The 21,705-nt window shown below is 69.5% G+C and carries 23 protein-coding genes and 1 tRNA gene; 8 read left to right on the forward strand and 16 right to left on the reverse strand.

Going from position 1 to position 21,705, the window contains the following annotated elements; translation table 11 throughout:
- The first annotated feature begins 10 nt into the window (after nucleotides 1-10).
- The 6 genes from ACFYQ6_RS05520 (at nucleotide 11) to ACFYQ6_RS05545 (ending at nucleotide 6,025) form a co-directional block, all read left to right on the forward strand.
- Nucleotides 11-658 (forward strand): ABC transporter permease, encoded by a 648-nt coding sequence (locus ACFYQ6_RS05520; protein WP_361572073.1) that lies wholly within the window; start codon nucleotides 11-13, stop codon nucleotides 656-658.
- Nucleotides 651-1,928 (forward strand): ABC transporter ATP-binding protein, encoded by a 1,278-nt coding sequence (locus ACFYQ6_RS05525; protein ID WP_388760741.1) that lies wholly within the window; start codon nucleotides 651-653, stop codon nucleotides 1,926-1,928. The genes ACFYQ6_RS05520 and ACFYQ6_RS05525 overlap by 8 nt, the downstream gene beginning before the upstream one ends.
- Entirely contained in the window at nucleotides 1,925-2,779 is an 855-nt protein-coding gene (locus ACFYQ6_RS05530; protein ID WP_361572076.1) for an ABC transporter permease, read from the forward strand. The genes ACFYQ6_RS05525 and ACFYQ6_RS05530 overlap by 4 nt, the downstream gene beginning before the upstream one ends.
- Nucleotides 2,776-3,747 carry a glycine betaine ABC transporter substrate-binding protein gene (locus tag ACFYQ6_RS05535; protein ID WP_388760745.1) on the forward strand — a complete coding sequence of 324 codons (972 nt, stop codon included), beginning with the start codon at nucleotides 2,776-2,778 and terminating at the stop codon, nucleotides 3,745-3,747. The genes ACFYQ6_RS05530 and ACFYQ6_RS05535 overlap by 4 nt, the downstream gene beginning before the upstream one ends.
- Before the next feature lie 145 nt (nucleotides 3,748-3,892).
- Nucleotides 3,893-4,507, forward strand: a complete 615-nt coding sequence (locus tag ACFYQ6_RS05540; RefSeq protein WP_361572081.1) for a helix-turn-helix domain-containing protein — start codon at nucleotides 3,893-3,895, stop codon at nucleotides 4,505-4,507.
- 195 nt (nucleotides 4,508-4,702) lie between these two features.
- Nucleotides 4,703-6,025 carry an MFS transporter gene (locus ACFYQ6_RS05545; RefSeq protein WP_388760748.1) on the forward strand — a complete coding sequence of 441 codons (1,323 nt, stop codon included), beginning with the start codon at nucleotides 4,703-4,705 and terminating at the stop codon, nucleotides 6,023-6,025.
- On the opposite strand, the gene ACFYQ6_RS05550 is transcribed toward ACFYQ6_RS05545, so the two are convergent.
- The 6 genes from ACFYQ6_RS05550 to ACFYQ6_RS05575 all read right to left on the reverse strand — a co-directional run bounded on the left by ACFYQ6_RS05550 (nucleotide 5,955) and on the right by ACFYQ6_RS05575 (nucleotide 12,225).
- Entirely contained in the window at nucleotides 5,955-6,743 is a 789-nt protein-coding gene (locus ACFYQ6_RS05550; RefSeq protein ID WP_361572088.1) for a S16 family serine protease, read from the reverse strand. The genes ACFYQ6_RS05545 and ACFYQ6_RS05550 overlap by 71 nt on opposite strands.
- Before the next feature lie 125 nt (nucleotides 6,744-6,868).
- A complete protein-coding gene (locus tag ACFYQ6_RS05555) occupies nucleotides 6,869-7,510 on the reverse strand; it encodes a helix-turn-helix domain-containing protein (RefSeq protein ID WP_361572091.1) in 642 nt (213 codons plus the stop codon).
- Nucleotides 7,511-8,213: 703 nt separating this feature from the next.
- Nucleotides 8,214-9,995: a DEAD/DEAH box helicase gene (locus ACFYQ6_RS05560; protein ID WP_388760751.1), complete on the reverse strand. Its 1,782-nt coding sequence runs from the start codon at nucleotides 9,993-9,995 to the stop codon at nucleotides 8,214-8,216.
- A 165-nt stretch (nucleotides 9,996-10,160) separates the two neighbouring features.
- Nucleotides 10,161-10,529, reverse strand: coding sequence for a type II toxin-antitoxin system death-on-curing family toxin (locus tag ACFYQ6_RS05565; RefSeq protein WP_388760754.1), 369 nt, complete (start codon nucleotides 10,527-10,529; stop codon nucleotides 10,161-10,163).
- The gene (locus ACFYQ6_RS05570; protein WP_388760757.1) at nucleotides 10,529-10,726 is read right to left on the reverse strand and encodes an Arc family DNA-binding protein; all 198 of its coding nucleotides are present in this window, start codon (nucleotides 10,724-10,726) and stop codon (nucleotides 10,529-10,531) included. The genes ACFYQ6_RS05565 and ACFYQ6_RS05570 overlap by 1 nt, the downstream gene beginning before the upstream one ends.
- Before the next feature lie 32 nt (nucleotides 10,727-10,758).
- A complete protein-coding gene (locus ACFYQ6_RS05575) occupies nucleotides 10,759-12,225 on the reverse strand; it encodes an MFS transporter (protein ID WP_388760760.1) in 1,467 nt (488 codons plus the stop codon).
- A 198-nt stretch (nucleotides 12,226-12,423) separates the two neighbouring features.
- On the opposite strand from ACFYQ6_RS05575, the gene ACFYQ6_RS05580 reads away from it, so the two are divergent.
- Nucleotides 12,424-12,498, forward strand: a tRNA-Cys gene (locus ACFYQ6_RS05580).
- 282 nt (nucleotides 12,499-12,780) lie between these two features.
- On the opposite strand, the gene ACFYQ6_RS05585 is transcribed toward ACFYQ6_RS05580, so the two are convergent.
- From ACFYQ6_RS05585 to ACFYQ6_RS05600, 4 genes are all read right to left on the reverse strand, one after another.
- Entirely contained in the window at nucleotides 12,781-13,173 is a 393-nt protein-coding gene (locus tag ACFYQ6_RS05585) for a twitching motility protein PilT (RefSeq protein WP_361572102.1), read from the reverse strand.
- Nucleotides 13,170-13,436, reverse strand: a complete 267-nt coding sequence (locus ACFYQ6_RS05590) for a hypothetical protein (protein WP_361572104.1) — start codon at nucleotides 13,434-13,436, stop codon at nucleotides 13,170-13,172. The genes ACFYQ6_RS05585 and ACFYQ6_RS05590 overlap by 4 nt, the downstream gene beginning before the upstream one ends.
- A 167-nt stretch (nucleotides 13,437-13,603) precedes the next feature.
- Nucleotides 13,604-13,852, reverse strand: a complete 249-nt coding sequence (locus tag ACFYQ6_RS05595) for a DUF397 domain-containing protein (RefSeq protein WP_388760763.1) — start codon at nucleotides 13,850-13,852, stop codon at nucleotides 13,604-13,606.
- Nucleotides 13,849-14,673 carry a Scr1 family TA system antitoxin-like transcriptional regulator gene (locus tag ACFYQ6_RS05600; protein WP_388760766.1) on the reverse strand — a complete coding sequence of 275 codons (825 nt, stop codon included), beginning with the start codon at nucleotides 14,671-14,673 and terminating at the stop codon, nucleotides 13,849-13,851. Before ACFYQ6_RS05600 ends, ACFYQ6_RS05595 begins: the two co-directional genes overlap by 4 nt.
- Before the next feature lie 75 nt (nucleotides 14,674-14,748).
- Between ACFYQ6_RS05600 and ACFYQ6_RS05605 the strand changes: the two genes are divergently transcribed.
- On the forward strand, nucleotides 14,749-15,261 hold the full coding sequence (locus tag ACFYQ6_RS05605) for a hypothetical protein (RefSeq protein WP_388760769.1): 513 nt from the start codon (nucleotides 14,749-14,751) through the stop codon (nucleotides 15,259-15,261).
- On the opposite strand, the gene ACFYQ6_RS05610 is transcribed toward ACFYQ6_RS05605, so the two are convergent.
- From ACFYQ6_RS05610 to ACFYQ6_RS05635, 6 genes are all read right to left on the reverse strand, one after another.
- Nucleotides 15,178-16,173 carry a MarR family transcriptional regulator gene (locus tag ACFYQ6_RS05610; protein ID WP_388760772.1) on the reverse strand — a complete coding sequence of 332 codons (996 nt, stop codon included), beginning with the start codon at nucleotides 16,171-16,173 and terminating at the stop codon, nucleotides 15,178-15,180. The genes ACFYQ6_RS05605 and ACFYQ6_RS05610 overlap by 84 nt on opposite strands.
- A 352-nt stretch (nucleotides 16,174-16,525) precedes the next feature.
- Entirely contained in the window at nucleotides 16,526-17,155 is a 630-nt protein-coding gene (locus tag ACFYQ6_RS05615; protein ID WP_361572118.1) for a hypothetical protein, read from the reverse strand.
- Nucleotides 17,156-17,259: 104 nt separating this feature from the next.
- Nucleotides 17,260-17,919, reverse strand: a complete 660-nt coding sequence (locus ACFYQ6_RS05620; RefSeq protein WP_388760775.1) for a hypothetical protein — start codon at nucleotides 17,917-17,919, stop codon at nucleotides 17,260-17,262.
- A gap of 34 nt (nucleotides 17,920-17,953) precedes the next feature.
- Nucleotides 17,954-18,589 (reverse strand): hypothetical protein, encoded by a 636-nt coding sequence (locus ACFYQ6_RS05625; protein WP_388760778.1) that lies wholly within the window; start codon nucleotides 18,587-18,589, stop codon nucleotides 17,954-17,956.
- A 151-nt stretch (nucleotides 18,590-18,740) separates the two neighbouring features.
- Nucleotides 18,741-21,092 carry a DUF6571 family protein gene (locus ACFYQ6_RS05630; protein ID WP_361572127.1) on the reverse strand — a complete coding sequence of 784 codons (2,352 nt, stop codon included), beginning with the start codon at nucleotides 21,090-21,092 and terminating at the stop codon, nucleotides 18,741-18,743.
- A 17-nt stretch (nucleotides 21,093-21,109) separates the two neighbouring features.
- Nucleotides 21,110-21,544, reverse strand: coding sequence for a hypothetical protein (locus ACFYQ6_RS05635; protein WP_361572130.1), 435 nt, complete (start codon nucleotides 21,542-21,544; stop codon nucleotides 21,110-21,112).
- Between the last annotated feature and the right edge of the window lie 161 nt (nucleotides 21,545-21,705).

The raw sequence follows: 21,705 nt of genomic DNA on the forward strand, positions 1-21,705 counted from the left end.
GGAGCACCATGTGAACTTCTGGGAGTATCTGGGCACCCGCCACGATCAACTGCTCACCGACACGTACCAGCATGCCAGCGCCGTCTTCCAGTGCATGGTCATCGCCACCGTTCTCGGCGTCCTGATCGGTGTCGTCAGTTACCGCAGCGGCTGGGGCGGCTCACTGGCGATCACGTCCACCTCGGCGATTCTCACCATCCCCTCGCTCGCGGCGATCGGCCTCCTGATCCCGCTGGTCGGCCTGGGGGTCCCGCCCACGGTGATCATCCTGACCCTGTACGGGCTGCTGCCCATCGTCCGCAACTGCATCGTCGGGCTGCGCGGGGTCGACCCGTCCCTCGTCGACGCGGCGAAGGGCATCGGGATGTCCCGGACGAGGCGGCTGCTCAAGGTGGAACTGCCGCTCGCGTGGCCGCCCATCCTCACCGGCATCCGGGTCTCCACCCAGATGCTGATGGGTATCGCCGCCATCGCCGCTTACGCCTCGGGTCCCGGGCTCGGCAACGAGATCTTCCGCGGACTCGCCTCACTGGGAAGTGCCAACGCCATCAACCAGGTCCTCGCCGGCACGGTCGGCATCGTCATCCTCGCCCTGCTCTTCGACGCCGCGTACGTACTGCTCGGGCGGCTCACCATCCCTAGGGGGATCCGTGCCTGAGACCGCCACAGGGCCGACGGAGTGGTCCGGGGACCGCGCCACCGCTTCGGCCGCCTCCGGTGCGACCATCCAACTGGAGAACCTCACGAAGTCCTATCCCGGCAGCCCCGCCCCCGCGGTGGACGAGGTGTCGATGGACATCAAGGCCGGCGAGACCGTGATCCTCGTCGGCCCCTCCGGCTGCGGCAAGTCGACCACGCTGAAGATGATCAACCGCCTGATCGAGCCGACGTCCGGGCGGATCAGGATCAACGACGAGGACGTCACCGACATGGACCCGGTGAAGCTGCGCCGCAAGATCGGTTACGCCATCCAGTCCTCCGGTCTCTTCCCGCACATGACGGTCGCGGAGAACATCGCGCTCGTACCGAAGATGACCGGCTGGTCGAAGTCCGGGGTGAAGGACCGGGTCGAGGAGATGCTCGACCTGGTGGGTCTCGATCCCCGGGAGTTCCACGGGCGTTATCCCCGGCAGCTCTCCGGCGGCCAGCAGCAGCGTGTGGGGGTCGCGCGGGCGCTGGCCGCGGATCCGCCGGTGCTGCTGATGGACGAGCCGTTCGGGGCGGTGGACCCGATCACCCGCGACCACCTCCAGGACGAGCTGATCCGGCTCCAGCACGAGCTGCACAAGACGATCGTCTTCGTCACCCACGACTTCGACGAGGCCATCAAGCTGGGCGACCGGATCGCGGTGCTCAGGGAGCGTTCGCACATCGCCCAGTTCGACACCCCCGAGGCCATCCTCACCAACCCGACGGACGACTTCGTCTCGGGCTTCGTGGGCGCCGGAGCCGCGCTGAAGCGGCTCAACCTGACGCGGGTGCGGGACGTGGGGATCGCCGACTTCCCCACGGTGACCGTCGAGGACCCGCTCCAGTCGATCTTCAACAAGCTGCGGGACGGTCAGCACAACGAGCTGCTGATGCTGGACCGCCGCAACCGCCCCTACAAGTGGCTGCGGCGCGGCGACCTGATGCGGGCCAAGGGCTCGCTGGCCCGGGCCGGGCAGCTGGTGCACGACACGGTGACCCGGGACGCGACGCTGCACGACGCCCTGGAGGCCGTACTGACCGACAGCGGCGGGCGGGTCGCCGTGACCGGCCGGCGCGGCGAGTTCATCGGGGTCGTCGACATGCAGACCCTCATGAACTCCGTGCAGGAGCTTCTGGAGGCCGACCGGCTCGCCGCGATGGAACACGAGCACGATCTGGAGGAGCTGCGCGCCCACCGGACGGGCCAGGAGCTGGAGGGCGGTGGCAGCGGGCTATGACCCCCAGTCATCAGGCGCCCCCCAAGGGGTCGCGACCGCCCGGGGAGCACGACGTGGGAGGCCACGCCTTCCGTGACGAGGAGGCGGAGCCCTCCGCCCCGGCGCCGGGTCCCGCGCGACGGATCACCTGGCAGAAGCTCGTGGTGGTGCCGGCGGTCTGCGCGGTCGTCCTCGTGGCGACCTATCTGTGGATCACCAACGTCGACCTCGACTCGGTGGCGGAGAACTCACTGGCCGGCGACACCGTGCAGGTGCGCTGGTGGCAGCACGTCCGGCTGACCGCGATCTCCACCTTCTGGGTGCTGATCATCGCCATCCCGCTCGGCATCGCGCTGACCCGGCGGGGCCTGAAGAAGGCCGCCCCCGGGGTCACCGCGCTCGCCAACATCGGGCAGGCCACGCCCGCCATCGGGCTGCTGGCGCTGCTGGTGATCTGGCTGGGCATCGGCCCGTCCACGGCCATCATCGGCATGGTGATCTACGCCGTCCTGCCGGTGCTCTCCAACACGGTGGCGGGCCTGAACTCGATCGAGCCGACGCTCGTGGAGGCCTCCCGGGGCATCGGCATGTCGGCGATGGGCACGCTCACCAGGGTCGAGCTGCCGCTCGCGGTCCCGCTGATCCTCGCGGGCGTACGCACCGCCCTGGTGCTCAACGTCGGCACGGCGACCCTCGCGACCTTCGGGGGCGGCGGCGGACTGGGCGACCTGATCACGTCGGGCATCCAGACGCAGCGCATGCCGGTGCTGGTGCTGGGTTCCGTGCTGACGGTGGTGCTGGCACTGCTGGTGGACTGGCTGGCGTCGCTGGTCGAACTGTGGCTGACGCCGCGCGGACTGGAGGAAGCGTGAGGGCACGTACGGGCCTGGCGTCGACTGCCGCGCTCGCCCTCCTGCTCACGGGGTGCGGGCTGAAGAGCGGGTCGCCGCTGGTGGACGAGGTGGAACCGGGGTCGATCGGGCAGGGGCAGCCGCTCAAGGGTGCCTCGCTGACGGTGACCTCGAAGAACTTCAGCGAGAACATCATCCTCGGGCAGATCATGGGCCTGATCTTCAAGGCGGCCGGGGCCGAGGTCCTGGACCGGACGAACCTGCCGGGGTCGATCAGCGCGCGCGAGGCGGTCGTCAAGGGCGAGGCGGACGCCCTGTACGACTACACGGGCACGGCGTGGATCACCTATCTGGGTCATGCGGAGCCGGTCGCCGACCCGCAGAAGCAGTACGAGGTGGTCCGCGACGAGGACAAGGGCAACGGGGTGACCTGGCTCCCGCCGTCCACGCTCGACAACACGTACGCCCTGGCCATCAGCAAGAAGAACAACGCCAAGTACAAGCTGAAGACGCTCTCGGACGTGGCCGCGCTGGCGAAGAAGGACCCGAAGGCGGTGAGCGTGTGCGTGGAGAACGAGTTCGCCTCGCGTGACGACGGGCTGCCGGGCATGCAGAAGAAGTACGGGATGGACCTGCCGGCCGCGAACATCCAGAAGATGGACGCCGGGATCATCTACACCCAGGTGTCCGAGTCCGACTCCTGCCTGCTCGGCGAGGTGTACACCACCGACGGCCGCATCAAGGCGATGAACCTGGACGTCATGGAGGACGACAAGCAGTTCTTCCCCAACTACAACGCGGCCCCTGCCATCCACACGGCGACCCTGAAGAAGTACCCGGAGATAGCCGAGCTGCTGGCCCCGGTCACCGACGTGCTGACCACGCCGCTCGCGCAGGAGCTGAACTCCAAGGTCGACGTGGACGGGCAGGACCCGCACGAGGTGGCGAAGGACTGGCTGATCGAGGAGGGGTTCATCCAGGAGGGCTGAACGGCTGGGGAGTTACGGACGCGGAGTCACGGGCGCGGAGTAACGCACGGGGAGTTACGGCCGGAGAGCTACGGCCGGAGACTTACAAAGAAGGCGTTGCAAAAAAGGTGTTGCAAAGCAGTCTTTGCAACTCTATGGTCGTGGCATGCCTCCGAACGAGTCCGAGGACCGGCCGGTCCCGTACGCCGACGACCCGAAGATCCACCACGTCGACACCCGCACCCTGCGCGGCCTCGCCCATCCCCTGCGCATCCGGCTGCTGAACACCCTCCGGGAGTTCGGCCCCGCCACCGCTTCCGGACTCGCCGAAAGGCTCGGCGAGTCCAGCGGGGCCACCAGCTACCACCTGCGCCAGCTCGCGGCGTACGGCTTCGTCGAGGACGACCCGGAGCGCGGCAAGGGGCGCGAGCGGTGGTGGAAGGCCGTCCACATGGGCAACACCTTCAACACCAGCACCTTCCTGGACCACCCGGACGCCGAGGTGCGCGGAGCGGTCGGCGTCGTGCTGCACGAGGTGGCGACCACGCACGCCCAGGAGCTGAACACCTGGCTCGGGACGATGCACGAATGGCCCGAGGAGTGGCGCCGGGCCTTCGACCTCAGCGACTTCAAGCTGCGCCTCACGCCTGAACTCTCCATGGAACTCGCGGAGAAGATGCAGGAGCTGGTGAACAGCTACCGGGGCCGTGTCCCCGAAGGCACCGAGGGGTCGGCCGTCGTCCGCACCCACATGCACCTGTTCCCGCGCCCCACCGACTGAGGGGATCACCGCCATGCACAGCGACGTCCATCTTCTGCTCCACACCTACCGCGCCGCCGAACTCCGGCGCGAGGCGGCCGATTTACGCCCGGCACGCCCCGGACTGCGCCACCGGATGGGCTGGACACTCGTCGGCCTCGGCCTGCGTCTCGCCCAGGCCGGGCCGCCCCCGGCCCGCACCCCGCGAGCGGTCTGATGGCGCCGGGGGGAAGACCTGCGCGGCGCCGCACCCCGCTCGCCGCGGTCCTGGCCGCGAACTCCATCTCCACCGCGGGCACGTCACTCACCCTGATCGGCGTCCCCTGGTTCGTCCTGGAGACCACGGGGAGCGCCGGCCGGGCCGGAGTGGTCGCCTTCTGCGCGACCCTGCCGATCGTCGTCGCAGCCCTGGTGGGCGGGCCTGTCATCGACCGGCTGGGGCGGCGTCGCGTCGCGGTCGCCTCCGACCTGATCTGCGGCGCGGCCGTCGCCACCGTCCCGCTGCTGCACCACGCCGGCGCCCTCGAGTTCTGGATGCTGTGCGCGCTCATGGCCCTGAACGGTTTCGCGCACACCCCGGGCAACACGGCGCGTTACGTCCTCGTACCCGACCTCGCCGAACACGCGGGCACCACGCTCGCGCGGGCGGCGAGCCTCTTCGACGCGGTCTCGCGCGGCGCCCGCATGGTCGGTGCCGCACTGGCGGGGCTCCTGATCGCGGTCGCCGGCGCCGAGACCGTGCTCCTGCTCGACGCGGCCACCTTCGCGTCGTCCGCCCTGCTCGTCGCGGCGGGCGTCCGGGGAGTCCGGGCTGCCGAGCCGCGCAAGGCGGTCTCCCCCGTCTCACTGCGGGCGTACCGCGCCGAACTGAAGGAGGGATACGCCTACCTGCTGGGCAATCGGCTGCTGCTCGCCGTCGTGGTCATGGTGATGTTCATGAACGGCACCGACCAGGGCTGGAACGCCGTCCTGCTGCCCGTGCACGCCGAGGGCGAGCTGGGCGGGGCGACCGACCTGGGCCTGCTCACCGCGCTGTTCGGCGCGGGCGGCCTGACCGGCGCGCTGCTGTACGGGGCGGTGGGGCACCGTTTCTCGCGGCGCAGCGTGTTCGCGGTGTGTGTGGTGCTGTGCGGCGCGCCGAGATTCGTGGTCGCCGCGCTGACCGGGACGACTCTGCCCCTCGCCGTCACGATGGTGCTGGGCGGCGTCGCCGGCGGCATGCTCAACCCGATCCTGACGACGGTGACGTACGAACGCGTCCCCGAGGAACTGCGCAGCAGGGTGTCCGGCGCGCTCACGGCGGGCTGCGAGCTCGCCATGCCGGTGGGCGGTCTCGCGGCGGGCCTGCTGGTCGAGGGCATGGGCGCGACCGGGGCGCTGCTGGCGATGGGCGGGGTCTACTTCCTGGCGACGCTGAGCCCGCTCGTCTTCCCCGCGTGGCGCGGGATGGAGAGTCCGAAGCCGCAGGTCAGCAGCTCGGGACCGTGCCTCCCTGATCCAGGGAACGCAGCGAGGACACCGCACCCTTCAGCGTCGTGACGGGGATCAGCCGCAGCCCCTCCGGCTGTTCCGCCTTCGCCTGCTTGCACTCGGCCTTCGGGACCAGGAAGACGGTCGCGCCGTCGCGCCGTGCCGCCTGCGTCTTGAGGGAGACCCCGCCCACCGCGCCGACGGTGCCGTCCGCCTCGATCGTGCCCGTACCGGCCACGGTGCGTCCGCCGGTCAGGTCGCCGCCGGAACCGTCGCCGTCCAGCTTGTCGATGATGCCGAGCGAGAAGAACAAGCCCGCGCTGGGGCCGCCCACGTCGGCGAGGTGCAGGGTGACGTCGACGGAACCGGGCTTCCTGTCCAGGTAGTGCAGGGCCGCGTCGACGGCGACGTTCTGCGACTCCTTCATGTCCTGGAGATTGTGCTGCTCGATCTCCTTCTCGGAGTCACCGGTGGGGTAGACGGAGTCGCGCGGCATGACCGCCCGGTCCGTCCGGAACCAGCTGTCGACCACGTCCGCGATCCCGACGTCCGCCGAAGGCGCGGTCGCGACGATCGTCGTCATGCGCAGCTCACCGTCGGTGGTCCGGGTCGGCGCGCCCTTGATCGTGATGACGGGCTTCCCCTTGTCGTCCCCCAGGACGTCGGCGGTGCTGCCGGGCTGCGCCACGGTGAACGGCAGGGGCGCGAAGGCGGCCGTGCCGAACAGGGCCAGGACCGGCAGCGCGCAGAGGGCGAGGGCGCGGGGGCGAGAGAGACGAAGGGCCACCCGGCCAATCTATCCGCAGGCCACCCCGGACACCGACCTGCCCCTGCGCCGCCGGGGTGGCCGGGCGGGGCGAGGGGAGCGATCGGCCGGGGTGGCCGGGCCGGTGTCTCCTGTGCGGGCGGGGCCTAGCGGAGGGCGTCCGCGACCTCGCGGGCCGCGTCGAGCACGCGCGGGCCCACTCGTTCCGGTACGGCGTCGGCGAGCATGACCACGCCCACGCTCCCCTCCACGCCGGACACCCCGACCAGCGGCGCCGCGGCCCCGCAGGCACCGGCTTCGAGTTCGCCCTGGGTGAGCGTGTAGCCGGGGTGGTCGGCCGTCTTCTGCCGGGCGGTGAGGATCGCCCGGCCCGCGGCGCCCCGGTCCAGGGAGTGGCGGAAGCCGGCCCGGTAGGCCACGTGGTAGTCGGTCCAGGTCGGCTCGACGACGGCGACCGCGAGCGCGTCCGAACCGTCGACGAGTGTGAGGTGAGCGGTGGCCCCTATGTCCTCGGCCAGGGAGCGCAGGGCGGGCAGCGCCGCCTCCCTGACGAGCGGGTGCACCTGCCGGCCCAGGCGCAGCACGCCGAGGCCCACCCGGGCCCGGCCGCCCAGGTCACGCCGTACGAGGGCGTGCTGTTCCAGGGTGGCGAGCAGTCGGTAGACCACGGTGCGGTTGACGCCGAGTTTGTTCGACAACTCGGTGACGGTCAGGCCGTGATCGGTATCGGCGAGCAACTTGAGGACACGCAGTCCCCTGTCGAGCGTCTGAGAAGTCTCCGCGGTCACGACGCCCTCTCCCTCTTGGTGAGCGGGGCGGTTTCTCTTGCGGATGCCGACGCCGGTCCCACGGCGACGCACCGAGAGGCCGCCGACTGGCCATGGCACCGGCTGCGCTCCGAGGCCACATTGCCACGGGGCGTTCATGTTTCGGGGACATTAGCGAGCGGGTCCGCTCAGCGGAAGACCTCGTCCAGAATCCGGTCTCCCCCCGGAACGCGACGACATAACCGCCGGTCAGCGAGGAAGCGTCCGGAACGCGAACATCTACGCGCGTTCAAGTCGGGTGACGTATTCGCGACGCTCCGTACATCAGATGTGAACGTTTGTTAACAGGCCGTGAAAACATGGCACAAAAATTTCCGGCATCCGGTCACTCACCGGCGCCCGCCCGCCCTCGCACGCCCCTCCCCCACCCCGCCGTGCGCGGGCGTACAGGCGAGGCGGGACCGCACGGGCCGCCGGGTCGTGAGGCAGGAGAAGGCGTGTCGCCTCCGGGCACGGAAACGGGTCCGGTGCGGGCATCCCCGCACCGGACCCGTCACTCCCCCGGGGTGTCCGTCCGCCCACCGCGCGTCAGGTCCCTGGGGCTACGTCCGCCCACCGCGCGTCCGGTCACCCCCCAGGGACACGTCCGCCCGCCGCGCGTCCCGTTACTCCCCGGGCCCGTCCGTCTACCGCGCGTCAGGTCACCCCCCGGGGGCCTGTCCGTCTACCGCATGCGGGTGGCCCACTCCTGGACCTTCTTGATCCGGTCCTGGATCTGCCCGGCCGTCGCCTCCGCGCTCGGCGGACCGCCGCACACCCTCCGCAGCTCGGTGTGGATCACGCCGTGCGGCTTGCCGCTCTGGTGGGTGTACGCCGAGACCATCGTGTTGAGCTGCTTGCGCAGTTCCAGCAGCTTCTTGTGGGTGACCACCGGCCGCTGGTCGGCCGCCTTCTCCAGCAGGTCGGCCTCGGCCGCGGGCTTCTGCCTGCTGTGCGCGATCTGCCGGGTCTGCCGCTTCTGGAGCAGCAGCTGCACCTGGTCGGGTTCGAGGAGTCCCGGAATCCCGAGGTAGTCCTGCTCCTCCTCGCTCCCGGGGTGCGCCTGCATGCCGAACTCGGCACCGTCGTACAGCACCCGGTCGAAGACCGCGTCGGACTCCAGCGCCTCGAAGGGCAGCTGCTCCTCGGTCTCCTCGTCCTCCAGCTTCTCGGCGTCCGCGAGGAGCTGGTCCTCCTCGGCGAACGGGTTCTCCTCGTCGTTGCCCTTCTTCGGCTTGTCGAGCACGTGATCGCGCTCGACCTCCATCTCGTTCGCGAAGTCGAGCAGCATCGGGATGGTCGGCAGGAAGACCGAAGCCGTCTCGCCGCGCCTGCGCGACCGCACGAAACGTCCGACGGCCTGGGCGAAGAAGAGCGGCGTCGAGATCGTCGTCGCGTACACCCCGACCGCGAGGCGCGGCACGTCGACGCCTTCCGACACCATGCGGACCGCGACCATCCAGCGCGATTCGTCCTGGCTGAACTTGTCGATGTTCTTGGACGCGGCCTTCTCGTCGGAGAGGACCACGGTCGGCTTCTCACCGGTGACCGACTTGAGGATCTTGGCGTACGCCCGGGCCGACTCCTGGTCGGTCGCGATGACCAGCCCGCCCGCGTCCGGGATGCCCTTGCGTACCTCGGTCAGCCGCTTGTCGGCGGCGGCCAGCACATTGGGGATCCAGTCACCGGTGGGCGCGAGCGCGGTGCGCCAGGCCTGACCGATGGCGTCCTTCGTCATGGGCTCGCCGAGCCGCGCGGCGATCTCGTCGCCGGCCTTCGTGCGCCAGCGCATGTTGCCGCTGTAGCTGAGGAAGATCACGGGGCGGACGACACCGTCGGCGAGCGCGTTGCCGTAGCCGTAGGTGTAGTCGGCGGAGGACCGGCGGATGCCGTCGTTGCCCTCCTCGTACGCGACGAAGGGGATCGGGTTGGTGTCGGAGCGGAACGGCGTACCGGTGAGCGCGAGCCGGCGGGTCGCCGGGTCGAACGCTTCCTGGCACGCCTCTCCCCAGGACTTGGAGTCACCGGCGTGGTGGATCTCGTCGAGGATCACCAGGGTCTTGCGCTGTTCGCACCGGTTGCGGTGGAGCATGGGGCGCACGCCGACACCGGCGTACGTGATCGCGACCCCGTGGTACTCCTTGCTCACGGGGCCCGCGCTGTAGTCGGGGTCGAGCTTGATCCCTATGCGGGCCGCGGCCTCCGCCCACTGCTTCTTGAGGTGCTCGGTGGGCGCGACCACGGTGACCTGCTGCACCACGTGATGGTGCAGCAGCCATGACGCGAGGGTCAGCGCGAAGGTGGTCTTCCCGGCGCCGGGGGTGGCGACCGCGAGGAAGTCCCGCGGCTGGTCCTGGATGTACTTCTCCATGGCACCCTGCTGCCAGGCACGCAGCTTCCCGGCGGTCCCCCAGGGGGCGCGGCCGGGAAAGGCGGGTGAGAGGTGGTGGGAGGCGGTAGTAGTCACGGTCTCCGGTTCGGGGCACTCGGGTACGTGGGGCGCTGGCCGTACGGACCCTCAGCGGCTCCGTACGCGATACGACAACCGGGCCACCCTACCGGCGGGGGGAGCGGAACCCCGTACGAATCAGCAGTGGCTCGGCACTGCTGAGACCCGCTTCACAGGGGACGGTCACCTGGCGAAGCGGGGCAGCTGCTCCGCGATCTTGACCATGTCCAGCGCTCCTTGGCATACATGCAGCACAAAGCGCTCGGCCTCGTCCACATCGAAGTCCTCGTCCAGCGGATGCCCGTTGATGTGGAGGAAAACCCAGGTCGCGTACCAGGCGATGCGCTTGTTGCCGTCGACGAGCCCGTGGTTGCGGGCCAGGGATTCCATGAGCGCCGCGGCCTTCTGCCACACGTCCGGATAGGCGTCCTGGCCGAACACGCTCGCCTGCGGTCTCGCCAGTGCAGAGTCGAGCAGCCCGTAGTCACGTACATCGGCGGTGCCCAGCCTGTCCGCGAGGTTCAGCAGCTCGGGCAAGGTCAGGTACTGCATCAGGCCAGCCTCCGGTTCAGCTCCTCACTGACCTTCAGCACGTGATCCGCTGCCTCGTTGAAGAGGCGCGCGTGTTCGTTTATGGCCGTGATCACCGCATCGTGGGCGAAGGACTGCATGCTTCGCCCCTCCGCCTCGGCGCGCGCACGCAGGGCGTCCAGCTCTTCCTCGGTGAACCGCAGATTCAGACCAGCCATGGACGAATGGTACCGCGTGGTACCACTCGGTGCTAAGCGTCTGTCCGTACGCGCGTAGCCACCCACACCCCCAGCAGCGCCACCACAGCCATCGGCAGGAACACCGCCGCGAAAGCCCCTGGGTGCGCCCCCGCGGCACCACTGCCGACGGCCCCGTGGGCCGCCGCCCCTACCGCCCCGCCGCCCAGCGCGGCGAAGGCGGCGCCACCGCCGGTGAGCAGCAGCACGTTCGCCAGGCCGTCCGAGATCTGCAGCGCGGCGGAGTTGCCGCCCGCCTCCTCCGGGGCCGACAGCTTCAGCAGCAGCACGCTCGTCGAGGCGATCACCATGCCCATGCCGAAGCAGCCGACGCCCCAGACCACCGCAAGGGTCCACACCGGGACCGCCTCCAGCAGCACGGCGGGCGCCGCCGCGATGGACAGGGCCACCAGCACCATGCCGAACACCATGAGGGGCTCCCGGTGCCCCTCCAGCCGCGGCCGGGCCAGTACGTAGGAGCCGAGAGCCCACGTGAGGCCGCCGGCGGCCAGCGACAGCCCTGCCATCGTCGGGGAGAGCCCGCGCTGGGTCACGAGCATCAGCGGCACGAACGACTCGGCGGCGATGAACGACCCGGCCGCGACCCCCCGCAGCAGGATCACCGCGGGCAGCCCACGTGCCGCCCGTACCGTCCCCGGGGGCAGCAGTCCGAGCACAGCCGGTACGAGGAGCGCCACGCCGGCCAGGGCCGGCAGCAGCGAGAGCCAGCGCAGCTCCTGCCCGGCGTACTGGAGCAGTCCCGCGCCCAGCGAGATGCCCAGGGCGAGCCGGATACGCCGCCGGTCGAACGGCTGAGCCCCGGCCGCCGCATCGGCCGGCCCGCCCGCCATACGCCGGATCGCGGGCAGGGCGAGGCCGAGCGGCAGGAGGATGAGCACGGGGATGCCGACGAAGACCCAGCGCCATCCGAGGTGCTCCGTCACGGTCCCCGAGGCGAGCGGCCCGACGACGGACGGCACGATCCACGCCGCCGAGAAGGCGGCCATGATCCCCGGCCGGATCCGCTCCGGGTAGGCCCGCCCGATGACCACGTACAGCGCCACGATCACGAGCCCGCCGCCGATGCCCTGGACGGCCCGTCCCAGGATGAACACCCACATGCTCGCGGCGGTCCCGGAGAGCAGCAGACCGGCTCCGAACGCCCCGATCCCGCCGGCGAGCGGCGCGAGCGGTCCGCGCCGGTCGGCCCACTGCCCGGACAGCACCATGGCGAAGAGGCTGGTGGTGAAGTACGCGGAGAAGGCGAAGGCGTAGAGCGGGATGCCGTGCAGTTCACGTGCGGCCACGGGCATCGCCGTACCGACGGCGGTCGCCTCGAAGGCGATGAGCAGCACGACGGAGACGATGCCGATGCTCAGGGCCCGGTACGTGCGCCCCAGGACGCCTTCCACCGGGGCGGGGGCGGTGGTCTCCACGAGGGCGGCGGTGACCTCGGCGTCACGGGGTTCCAGGGCGGTCATGAGCCTCAGAGTAAGGGCCGCACCAGCAGGTGACCCCTGTCGGGGGGAGGGTATCGATCTCGTCCCTTGGTCGTACGACCGCGGGCCCGCCCCTCCGCGTTCGTGAACGCGGCATGGCAGTCGCGTTGCAGCGCGCCCATGGGCCTTGAGACCGGCCCCACCCCGCCCGTACGGTCGACAGCAGATCAAGAAACGCACGGCCGTGTGCCCGAGTGGTTCAGGGGCTCGACTGCAACTCGAGTTACACCGGTTCGAATCCGGTCACGGCCTCCAGCAGACAGCGACGGCCGCCCCCATGGCGTGGGGCGGCCGCTTCTGCGTGCGCACGCGGGCCTGGAACCACCTCAGGGCTTCGACCGCGCCTTCCGGGCGCGCTCCTCGGACCCCCGCATCTCCATGATCCGGAAGACATGGGAACTCGCCCGCTTGCGCGCGCTCCCGCTCGTGAACAGTGAGGCTCTTCTCCAGCTAATTCCGGGCTTTCCGGGCTTTCCGGGGAGCATGCTGACTTGGCGCTGACTCTTGAAGAGGATTCCGGACCGGGATCGCGGGAGGTCAGACGGTGCGCACGACGGGGGCGGGCTTGATGTCCAGGGCATCGATGAGGGCGTGGATGTCGTCCGGTTCGGAGGTCCAGATGATCGCGCCGAGACCGGACGCCATGACGACGACGGTGGCGTCGACGACGTCGGCCGTGCCTGCCTTGCCGCACAGGATGCCTGTGGCCTTGGCGGTTTCCAGGCCGACCGGCCTGATGTCGCATCCGGCGAGGAACTTGCCGAGCCTCACCTGGCGGCGGGCGTCCCGCCACGCCTGGCTGACGACGACGGAGGGGACGTAGATGTCCCGGCCGTCGTCGAGGGCCAGGCCGTGGCGGGCCCACATCCGCCGGTCGTTGTTGTCGATGGCGATGAGCGCCCCGACGTCGTAGAGGTACGGGATATTCACGCGGCGGAGGCCCGCGAACCGTCGAGGTACTCCGCGTCGGCTGCCGCCATGTCCGCTCGCGCGGCAGCGAGTTCATCCGGGGTGAAGCCGCCCTGCTCGTCCTGCCACTCCCTGATGACAGCTCGGCCTGCGCGCAGCCGCAGTTCGCGCTCGGCCGCTCCGGCGACGAGCCGGGAGAGAGGGATGCCCTCCTCCTCGGCGGCGCCCGCCAGTGCTTCGACCAGGGATTCGTCAAGGGTGATGGTTACCTTCTTGCTGGCCATACAAACACCATACCGCGATATGGCGCCGTCTGGGTAATAGGTCTTCACCCAAGAGCGGCAGTGGTCAATGACCATCGGATCCGCCGATCATCGAACACTCCCGGGCCCGCCCCTGCACCGCGCCCAGGTGGTGCGGGTGCCCGGTGCCGGCGGGAAATGGCGCGGAGTCAGCCCGCGACCGTGCTCGCCACGAAGGCCGTCCACGCGGCAGGGGTGACGGCGAAGGCGGGGCCGTCGGTGACCTTGGAGTCGCGGACGTGGACGGTGTGGGGGCAGGTGGCGACCTCGACGCAGGCCTCGCCCTCGTTGTTGCTGTAGCTGGACTTGTGCCAGTCGTAGGCGACTTCGAGGCATTCGGCACCCTCGTTGCCGCTGTAGCTGGACTTGAACCAGGTCAGCCGGGTCCCGTCGCTCACAGTTGTCTCACCTTCGTCTCGATGATCTCTGCGGACTTCCAGGGGTTGAGCGCCTGGGCCCGCAGGATGCCGAAGAGGTCGAACATGTCGCCCACCTGCTCCGGCTTCGAAAGCAACCTACCTCCGCCCTGCCCCTCCGCGAACAGCAATGCGCGGCCCTCCACCGTGGACATCAGCTGCATCGGTCCGTTCAGCCCCGCATGCGTGTGCTGAGCCGACGGCATCACCTGCACCGTCAGGTGGTTGAACCGCTCCACGCAGTCGAGCACATGCCGGAGTTGCTCCTTCAGCACCTCTGGCCCCCCGAGTGTCCGGTCCAGGACCGACTCCTCGATGACGTACCCGATGCGCGGCGGCGGGGTGCGCGACAGCACCGTCTGCCGCTCCAGCCTCGCTCCGACGTGCCGGGCGATCTCGTCCTCCGTGTACGCCGGTACGCGCGACCGGTACAGCGCGTGTACGTACGCCTCCGTCTGGAGCAGGCCCGGGATCAGCATCGTCTCGTAGGCGCTGATGACCCGCGCGTTCCGCTCCAGCTTCGCCCAGTCCAGGAACTTCGGGGGGTACTTCTCCTCGTCCACCAGTTCGCAGCACGCCTTCAGCGCCCCGCCCGCACCGAACACCCGGTCCGCGTCGATCAGCAGGTCGCGCGAAGGGATGCGCTCCGCCCGCTCCACCGCGCCCATCAGCGACTCCGAGATCAGCAGCTGCTCCGCCGCCTCCTTCTGCGTGAGACCCGCCCGCACCCGGTGGATGCGGATCAGCTCCCCCACCAGCCGCCGCCCGCGCGTCGTCTCGCCACCTGTCCCCACAGCCGTCACCGCCCTCCCCACATCGCGTGGATGTGGATCGCGTCCTGCTGGTCACGCTACGCAGTCACCGCGATGCTCATTGCCATGACGAGCAAGAAGCTCCCCGAATGGGTACCCGCGTCGGGGCTCCAACTCCGCCTCATCGGAATTCACTTCGACGCGATCCGGCTGCGCGGCGTGCGAGGGGAGGCGGTGCTGCACCACCTCACCACCCTCACGGACGGCGATCCGGGGCCCGTCGTGCGGGAGATCGCGGGGGCTCGGTGGACGTACTTCCTGCTGGAACCCGGCGCGAGCCAGGACTTCGACTGGCCGCCCGGCGCGAAGTGCTTCGGCCCGGCGGCCCGCGACCAGTACGTCGGGATTCCTGCCGCCCACGGCAACACGTATCCGCTGAGCTGGCGGTGCGGGCCCCCGCAGGACGGGGACTTCGTGGACGCCGAGCTGCTGTACGGGCTGGTGATGGCCCAACTCGCCCCGGGGGATTCCCACACGTCGCCGACGCGTGACCGCTCAGGGAGTGCGCATCAGGTTGCGGAGGCTCGCGACGAGGGCAGGGACATCGCGTTCGATCTCGACCGGGGCTTCGGCCTCTGACGATTCCGCTGGCTGGTGCGCGGTCGCGCAGGGGCGGCACAGGCCGTCCGGGAGCGCTTCGGCCGGGCCTGGGCGACCGCAGTCGGTGCACTCCACCAGGACACTGCGGGCGGGGGCGCCGGGCGGGCCCTGGGTGGGTGCGGGTGCCGTGGGCAGGTGGGGCGGCATCTTGTCGGTGAGGCGGCGGCGTACCAGGCCGATGGGCGATCCGATGCGTTCGGGCAGTCCGGCGGTGAGCGCCGAGGTCAGGTAGGCGGCGCTCACACCTCGCGCGAACCACGCGGCAGCCAGCGGTTCCAGCGCGGAGCAGTCGGCGGCGGAGAGTGCCAGGCGGGGTTCGCGGCGGCCGAGTCCGGCGAGGGCGAGGTAGGCGGGGGAAGGGGCCGAGACAGCCGAGGGGGCGCCTACGCCCGGCTCCTCCCGCGGCGCCGGGGGTGTGGGCGCGGTGCGCTGCCGGGGTACGGCCGCCGGTTCGGCCGAGTGAGCGGAAGCCTGCTCCGGGGCGGTGGCCGCCTCACCTGCGAGCGTGGCGCTCCACCACTCGTTGTCGTGGGCGGTACGTGACCAGTAGGTGAGCGTCACCCACCGGCACTGACCAGCCCCTTCGACCCGGCAGCGCACGCGGCGCAGGTGTCCGGCCACGGCAAGGGCGCGCAGCGCGGTGCCGATGGCCATCTGGCCGTACAGCGGCAAGTCCTTGGCCAGCGACTTGATGTCCATGGCGGCACCGTCGGGCAGGTGGTCGACATAACCGGCGACGTAGCGCTCCCGCTCGGGCAGGAGGGCGAAGGCGGCTGTATCGGCGGGGCCTTGAGCCGGGACGGTCTGCTTGCCGTAGCCGGTGGGAGCCTTGCTGTACGGGCGCGAGGCTGCGGGGGCGGGCGGGGCGGAGCTAGGGTGCTGGGTAGCCACGAGATCGTCTTTCTAAGTGCTCGATCTTGGGTCAGACCCCGGCCGGTGCAGCTAACACCGTGTCGGGGTCGTCTCGTTGTGGGCACCGTAAGCAGCAGCGACTCTCCGCCGCAACTCGCTCACAATTAGTCATACTTGCTGGCCGTGACGGGGTGGGAGGGTGGGGAGGTTTCCCCAAAAGCCATTACCTACCCCCCGGATGAACAACACCGCTCGAACCCCGGCCCTCGCGTCTCGGCCCTCGAAGCCCGAAGCTCAAGCGTCGGTCCGCAGGCGCCCCCAGACCCCCTGAACGAGTGACAGAGCCACACCCGGCGCTCGGGGCCCGAGACTCGGGGCCCGAGCGCCGGGGTCAGGCAGCGTCCAGCGTCGGCCGGGACTCCAGGCCGCCGTCGTTCTCGCAGCCCAGCTCCTTCGCCATGGCGAGAGCGAAGGAGTGAGCCACGGTCGCGTAGGCGTCCTTCAACGCTTCGACATCACCCGTGGGTTCTGTGGAGACCGCCCCGAAATTGACGTCGGTGTCCACGTGTGCCGGCGCGACACCTGACAGTTCCTCGCTCCGACAGGCGAAGGTGACAAACGCGCGATCCTGCGCAGTACCCGCAAGCTCCCCCATATCCAGCTCGGTGTACCTCGAACCGGGCCCCCCGTCCGGAGCGCTGCCGGACATGCGCCAGGTGATCTCCAGCCGGACGACATCGGGCACGACGACGGGCGTGAAAATGCGGCAGACGTCCCCGTGCCCTGTGAAGGAAGACGTGAACTGGTCACTCAGGTCCTGTGCGGCGTCAGCCACCGTGGACGTCCGTCCCGACGCCTCGAACCGCGAGGAACCGGTGATCAACTCCAGCGCCTTACCCGCCCGGGCGGACACCGCGGTACCCCCGCACAACTCTGTGGGAGGCACGGACTGCTCCCAGGCTTCTTCGGCGCGGCTCTTCTCATCCTCACCGCAGCCGGCGGCACCGGCGAGGAGTGCCACGGCCGCGGTCGCCCCCAGCACACCTCTGCGGATGCCTCCGCCTCGTACGAACATCGGACACCTTCCTGGTCGCTGCCTGCCTGCCCTCCCGGACATCCGGCCCGCTACTTCGGGGTGAGATCGGGAGTCTCGGGCAGCCCTGCGTTGTTCTCGCAGCCGAGTTCCTTCACCACGGAGAGAGCCCCGGTGTGAAGGATCTCCAGATTGGCGTCACGGGTCTCGGGCGTGTCCGGGGCATCACTCTCCCCCACCGTGAAGCCCCCGTAGATGCGCAGCGGCTGCGCCTCCGAGCCCTTGAGCTGCGGGCTCACGCACTCGAGGTAGAGCGAGGCTCCGGTGGCCCTCGCCTCGGACCTCTTGCCCATGGTGTAGAAGACCGTGCCGGCGTCGGCCCTGGGGTCCTTCACGTCCTGCGGGGCGTACATGGAGAACTTGATCTTCGCTCCATCGCCGGCTCCGCCGCCCTTGGGGCTGAGCTCGCACAGGGTCGCCCCGGTGGCCCAGCTTCGCCCGGACTCGTATCCGTCCGTCAGCGCCTCGACGACATTGTCCCGGCCGCTGGTGCCACTGGCGAAGAACTCCGAGTCCGCCGTGACCGCCTCGACCTTCTTCGCCAGGGACGCACCGAACAGACCGCCGCAGACCTTGTCGGCCCCCACGAAGGTCTCCGCGGCGCCCTTGTCCGCCTCCGCGTCCGAGCCGCAGGCCACCAGGCCCGCCCCCGCGGCCACGACCAGGCCGGCAGACGCCGCCCATCGCCTCATCGTGGGACTCCCGCACTCATCGCTTGCCGACTGCTCACGCGGGGTCCAGTGACGGTGTGGCCTCCAGCCCTCCGTCATCCTCACAGCCCAGCTCCTTCGCCATGGCGAGGGAGAAGGAGTGGGCAACGGTCGCGTATGCGTCCTTCAGCGCATCCGGATTCCCCTCGGGTTCCGTAGGCATGCCACCACGCGACACACTGATGTCGATGTGGGCCGGCTCGGTGCCGGTCAGCTTTCCGCCTCGGCAGGCGAACCGGAGGAACGAGCTGTCCGTCGCGGTCAGGGCCCGCTCTCCCATGTCCAGCACGGTGAACTTCGAGGCCGGGTCGTCCGTCGGGGAGCTGCCGGACAGTTCCCAGGTGACACGGAGCTCGTCATCCGTCGTTCCGGCGGGGGTGTAGATGCGGCAGATGTCGCCGTCGCCGGTGGCGGAGCTCGCGAAGCCGTCGCTCAGCTCGTCCGCGGCGTAAGCCACCGTGGACGTTTTCCCCGACGCCTCGAACGTCGCCGACCCGGTGATGACCTCCAGCGCCTTGCCCGCCTCCGTGGACACGGCACCACCGCAGAGCTTCTGCGGAGCGACGGAAGCGGCCTTCGCCGCATCGTCACCGCTCTCGTCGCCGCCGCTGCAGCCGACGGCACCGCCGAGGAGTGCAACGGCGGCGGTCACCCCCAGCACACCTCTGCGCATGCCTCCGCCACGTACGAACATCGGACACCTTCCTGTGTGGTCGCTTTTGTCCCGCAGCCCGTCGCGTATGCCGGACCGGGCCGACGGCGGGGCGTGGAAGGGCTTGCCCGTCCTCCGCACCCCGCCTCCGTCAGTCGCCGGTCTCAGGGTCACTGCCCTGCTGGTTCTCACGGTCGTTTCCGGTCCCGTAGCCGACCCGCATCGCTTCCTTGAGGTCCTGCCCGAGATCGCTGTCTACGGCGATGCCGTGCTGGAGCATGAACTGCTCCATGGGGGCTTCGGCCATGCCCTCACCAGAGGAGTAGATCTTGGTCTTCTCCTCGCGGGTGAGCTCCTCCACCTTCTCCTTGTGCTCGTCCACGGAGTTGTCGGAGATGTCACCGATGACCTGTCCGATGACCTGCTCCACGGCGCCGCTCGCGGTGTCGGTCGCGAGGGGGATGAGCACGGCCGCCGCGCCGACGGCCGCCGTGGCGGGGAGGAAGGCGACACCTGCCGCGACACCCGCTGTGGCCCCGAACTCGATCCAGCCCGAGCGTTGGGCGACCGCCTTCTCGTAGTCCTCGTGCGTCTTGAGGTTCGTCGCCTCCACCTGGTCGGCCCGGGACTGGTCGAGCATGCCCTGCACCTCGGCGCCGACGTGGACGGTCGACCTGGCGACACCGCTGTCGATCTTGCCGTCCGCCCCCACATGGGCTTCCAACATGCTCGTCGTGTACACCTGCTCCGCCTTGGAGATGGTGGCGTAGGCGTCGGGGTGCTGGCCCAGGACACTGAGGAATCCGCGGGCGGCGTCCCGGCCGTTCTCCTCCGGGAAGTCGGAGAAGTCGAGATGCCCCTCGGGATTCTTCGGTGCGAACACGCTGCCCGGGGCGTTCTCGGTGAGTGCCCAGTTGATGTCGTCGATGTAGCCGGCTCCCATGGTGCCAAGGCTGTCGGACAGCGCTTCCTGATTCTTGAGAAGCCCGGCGTCGGAGCCGTACTTGACCATGACGTCGCGCATCACGGTCGCGTTGTCCGCGTCGCGCACCACGCCTGCGTCCGGGTGGCCCGCCGGATAGCCGAGCGTGGCCGCTTCCAGCGCATGTCCGAGCGCATCCGGCATGTAACCGAGCGAGCCCTCCAGCTCCTTCTGGTCCAGCGAGTTGACGTCTCCGAAGGACTCCCACTTCTCGTTGCCGAAGAAGTCGAGATAGTTCTGGACGGGCTCGCCGTCCTTGTCCTTGCCGAGATCGGCCGTCCCGCCGGTTTTGACCGTGCCGTCCTCGTTGTACGCGGTCGGCGGATCGGCGAAGAAGTGCTTGGCGGCGTCCGGGCTGTTGCCGAGCGCCTCCAGCATCGCGGTGGTCGGGTCGTATCCCGCGCCGTTGACGCCGGAGGGGTTGAACGGGTTCTTGAACGGGCTGTTCACCACCTTGTTGTCGGCGAACATGTACGGGTCCTTCTGGTGCAGCTGCGCCACGTGCTCGGCGATCGGGTTGAGGAACGACTTGTCGTAGTTCCCGTACCGCATGATCCCGCCGAGCAGCTGGTATCCGTACGGCCCGTTGTAGTCGTGCTTGGCGAGCGGGATACGTTCCGTACCCATCTTGCGGAGCTCGGGGCCCCACTTCTCGCTGAAGTCCTTGTCGTGGGACGCGGTGGCCAGGTTGAGACCCAGGTTCTTCTGGAGATCCTGGACGTCCTTGAGGCGCTCCTTGTCGACCTTGCCGTAGTTGTACGTGTCCGTGGAGAGCTGCCCGAAGAACGCGAGCGACTTCTCCGGGCCGAGCTTCTCGTAGAAGTTCTTGGAGAACTCCGGCGATTTGCTGTTGTCGTGCAGCAGTTCGTTGAGCGCCTGGAGCTCGGTGTGCGTGATGTCGCGGCCCTTGGCGGCCAGAGCGGCGGCCCGGGCGGCCTCCTCCTGGTCCATCTTCGTGTACTTGGGGGCGCTGAAGTCCTTCCCCTCGGTCACGTTGGCCTCGAGGGTGAGCTTGAAGGACTCGTCCGTGTCGTTGCAGGTCTCGACGATGTTGTCGATCTTCTTCTGCCACGCGGCGATGTTCGCCTTCTGCTGGCGTGCGATCTCCGGGTAGTCGGGGTCGTGATTGCGCTGCGAAGGGGGGATGTCCTCCACGGGGTGGCGCGCGGTGACCTTGCCCTTGGCGTCGATGTGCATACCGGCCGCGGGCCCCTCGTGGTCCCGGATGTTGACGAGGTCGTCCTTGGCCTTCTTGATGGCCGTGTGGGCTTCCTCGAGGATCGCCTGTACACCCTTCGCCTCGGCCGCGGCGTCCTTGAACTCCTTGGCCGTCTTGGCTATGAACCCCTTGGTGACACCGGCGTTCGCGCCCTCCCACTCGGCCTTGTCCGCCTTGGCCTTCATGCCGTCGTTGGCGTCGTCGGCCAGCCGGTCGAGCTTGGTGACCATCTCCGACCAGTCGTCGGCGGCCGTCTTCAGTTTGGCGACGGGAGCATCGACTATGTCCTCGAACTTCAGCATTCCGCTTCCCCCGGGCCTTACTTCAGATAGTCGTTGAGCTTGGATACGGAGATGAGATCGCCACCGATCTGCACGTCGTCCTTGGAGTGGGCGGACTTCGTGTAGTTGAGGTGGTTGGAAATCTGCGCACAGGCGTCGAGCAGGGTTTTCATGTGCGTCTGCCAACGGTCGTGAACCTTCAGCAACGCGGAGCCACTGCTGAAGTTCCCGTTGGTGAGTGCGATCGCCGCATCGAAGGTCGTCGGACGGGCGTGGTCACCGTCCTTGGACAACCGGGTCCGCACCTCGTACGCGTCGTGCCCGATGGCTCCCAGGTTGTCCTGGTTGACCGCCAGATCGGCGTTTGCGGGCCCGCCGCTACTGCCGCCCTCGGCAGGGATGCTGTTGAGCCGCATATCGACCCGCTGCGTCGATTCCGCCCGAAGAGCCGCCCATTCAGCGTCGAACGTCACGAATTCCCCCATAGTCATTTCCGGTGTGCCTGAAGCCACCGCTACGGTTTCAGCGACGCCCACGCTAGCCGTTCGGTTTCATGCGGCACACTCCGGGCGGGGAATGCACAGGAATGCACCCGGACGCGGCCCCGGCCGGGGATCGACGCCGGGACCGCTGC

Source organism: Streptomyces sp. NPDC005494 (assembly GCF_042872025.1).
Lineage (GTDB): Bacteria > Actinomycetota > Actinomycetes > Streptomycetales > Streptomycetaceae > Streptomyces.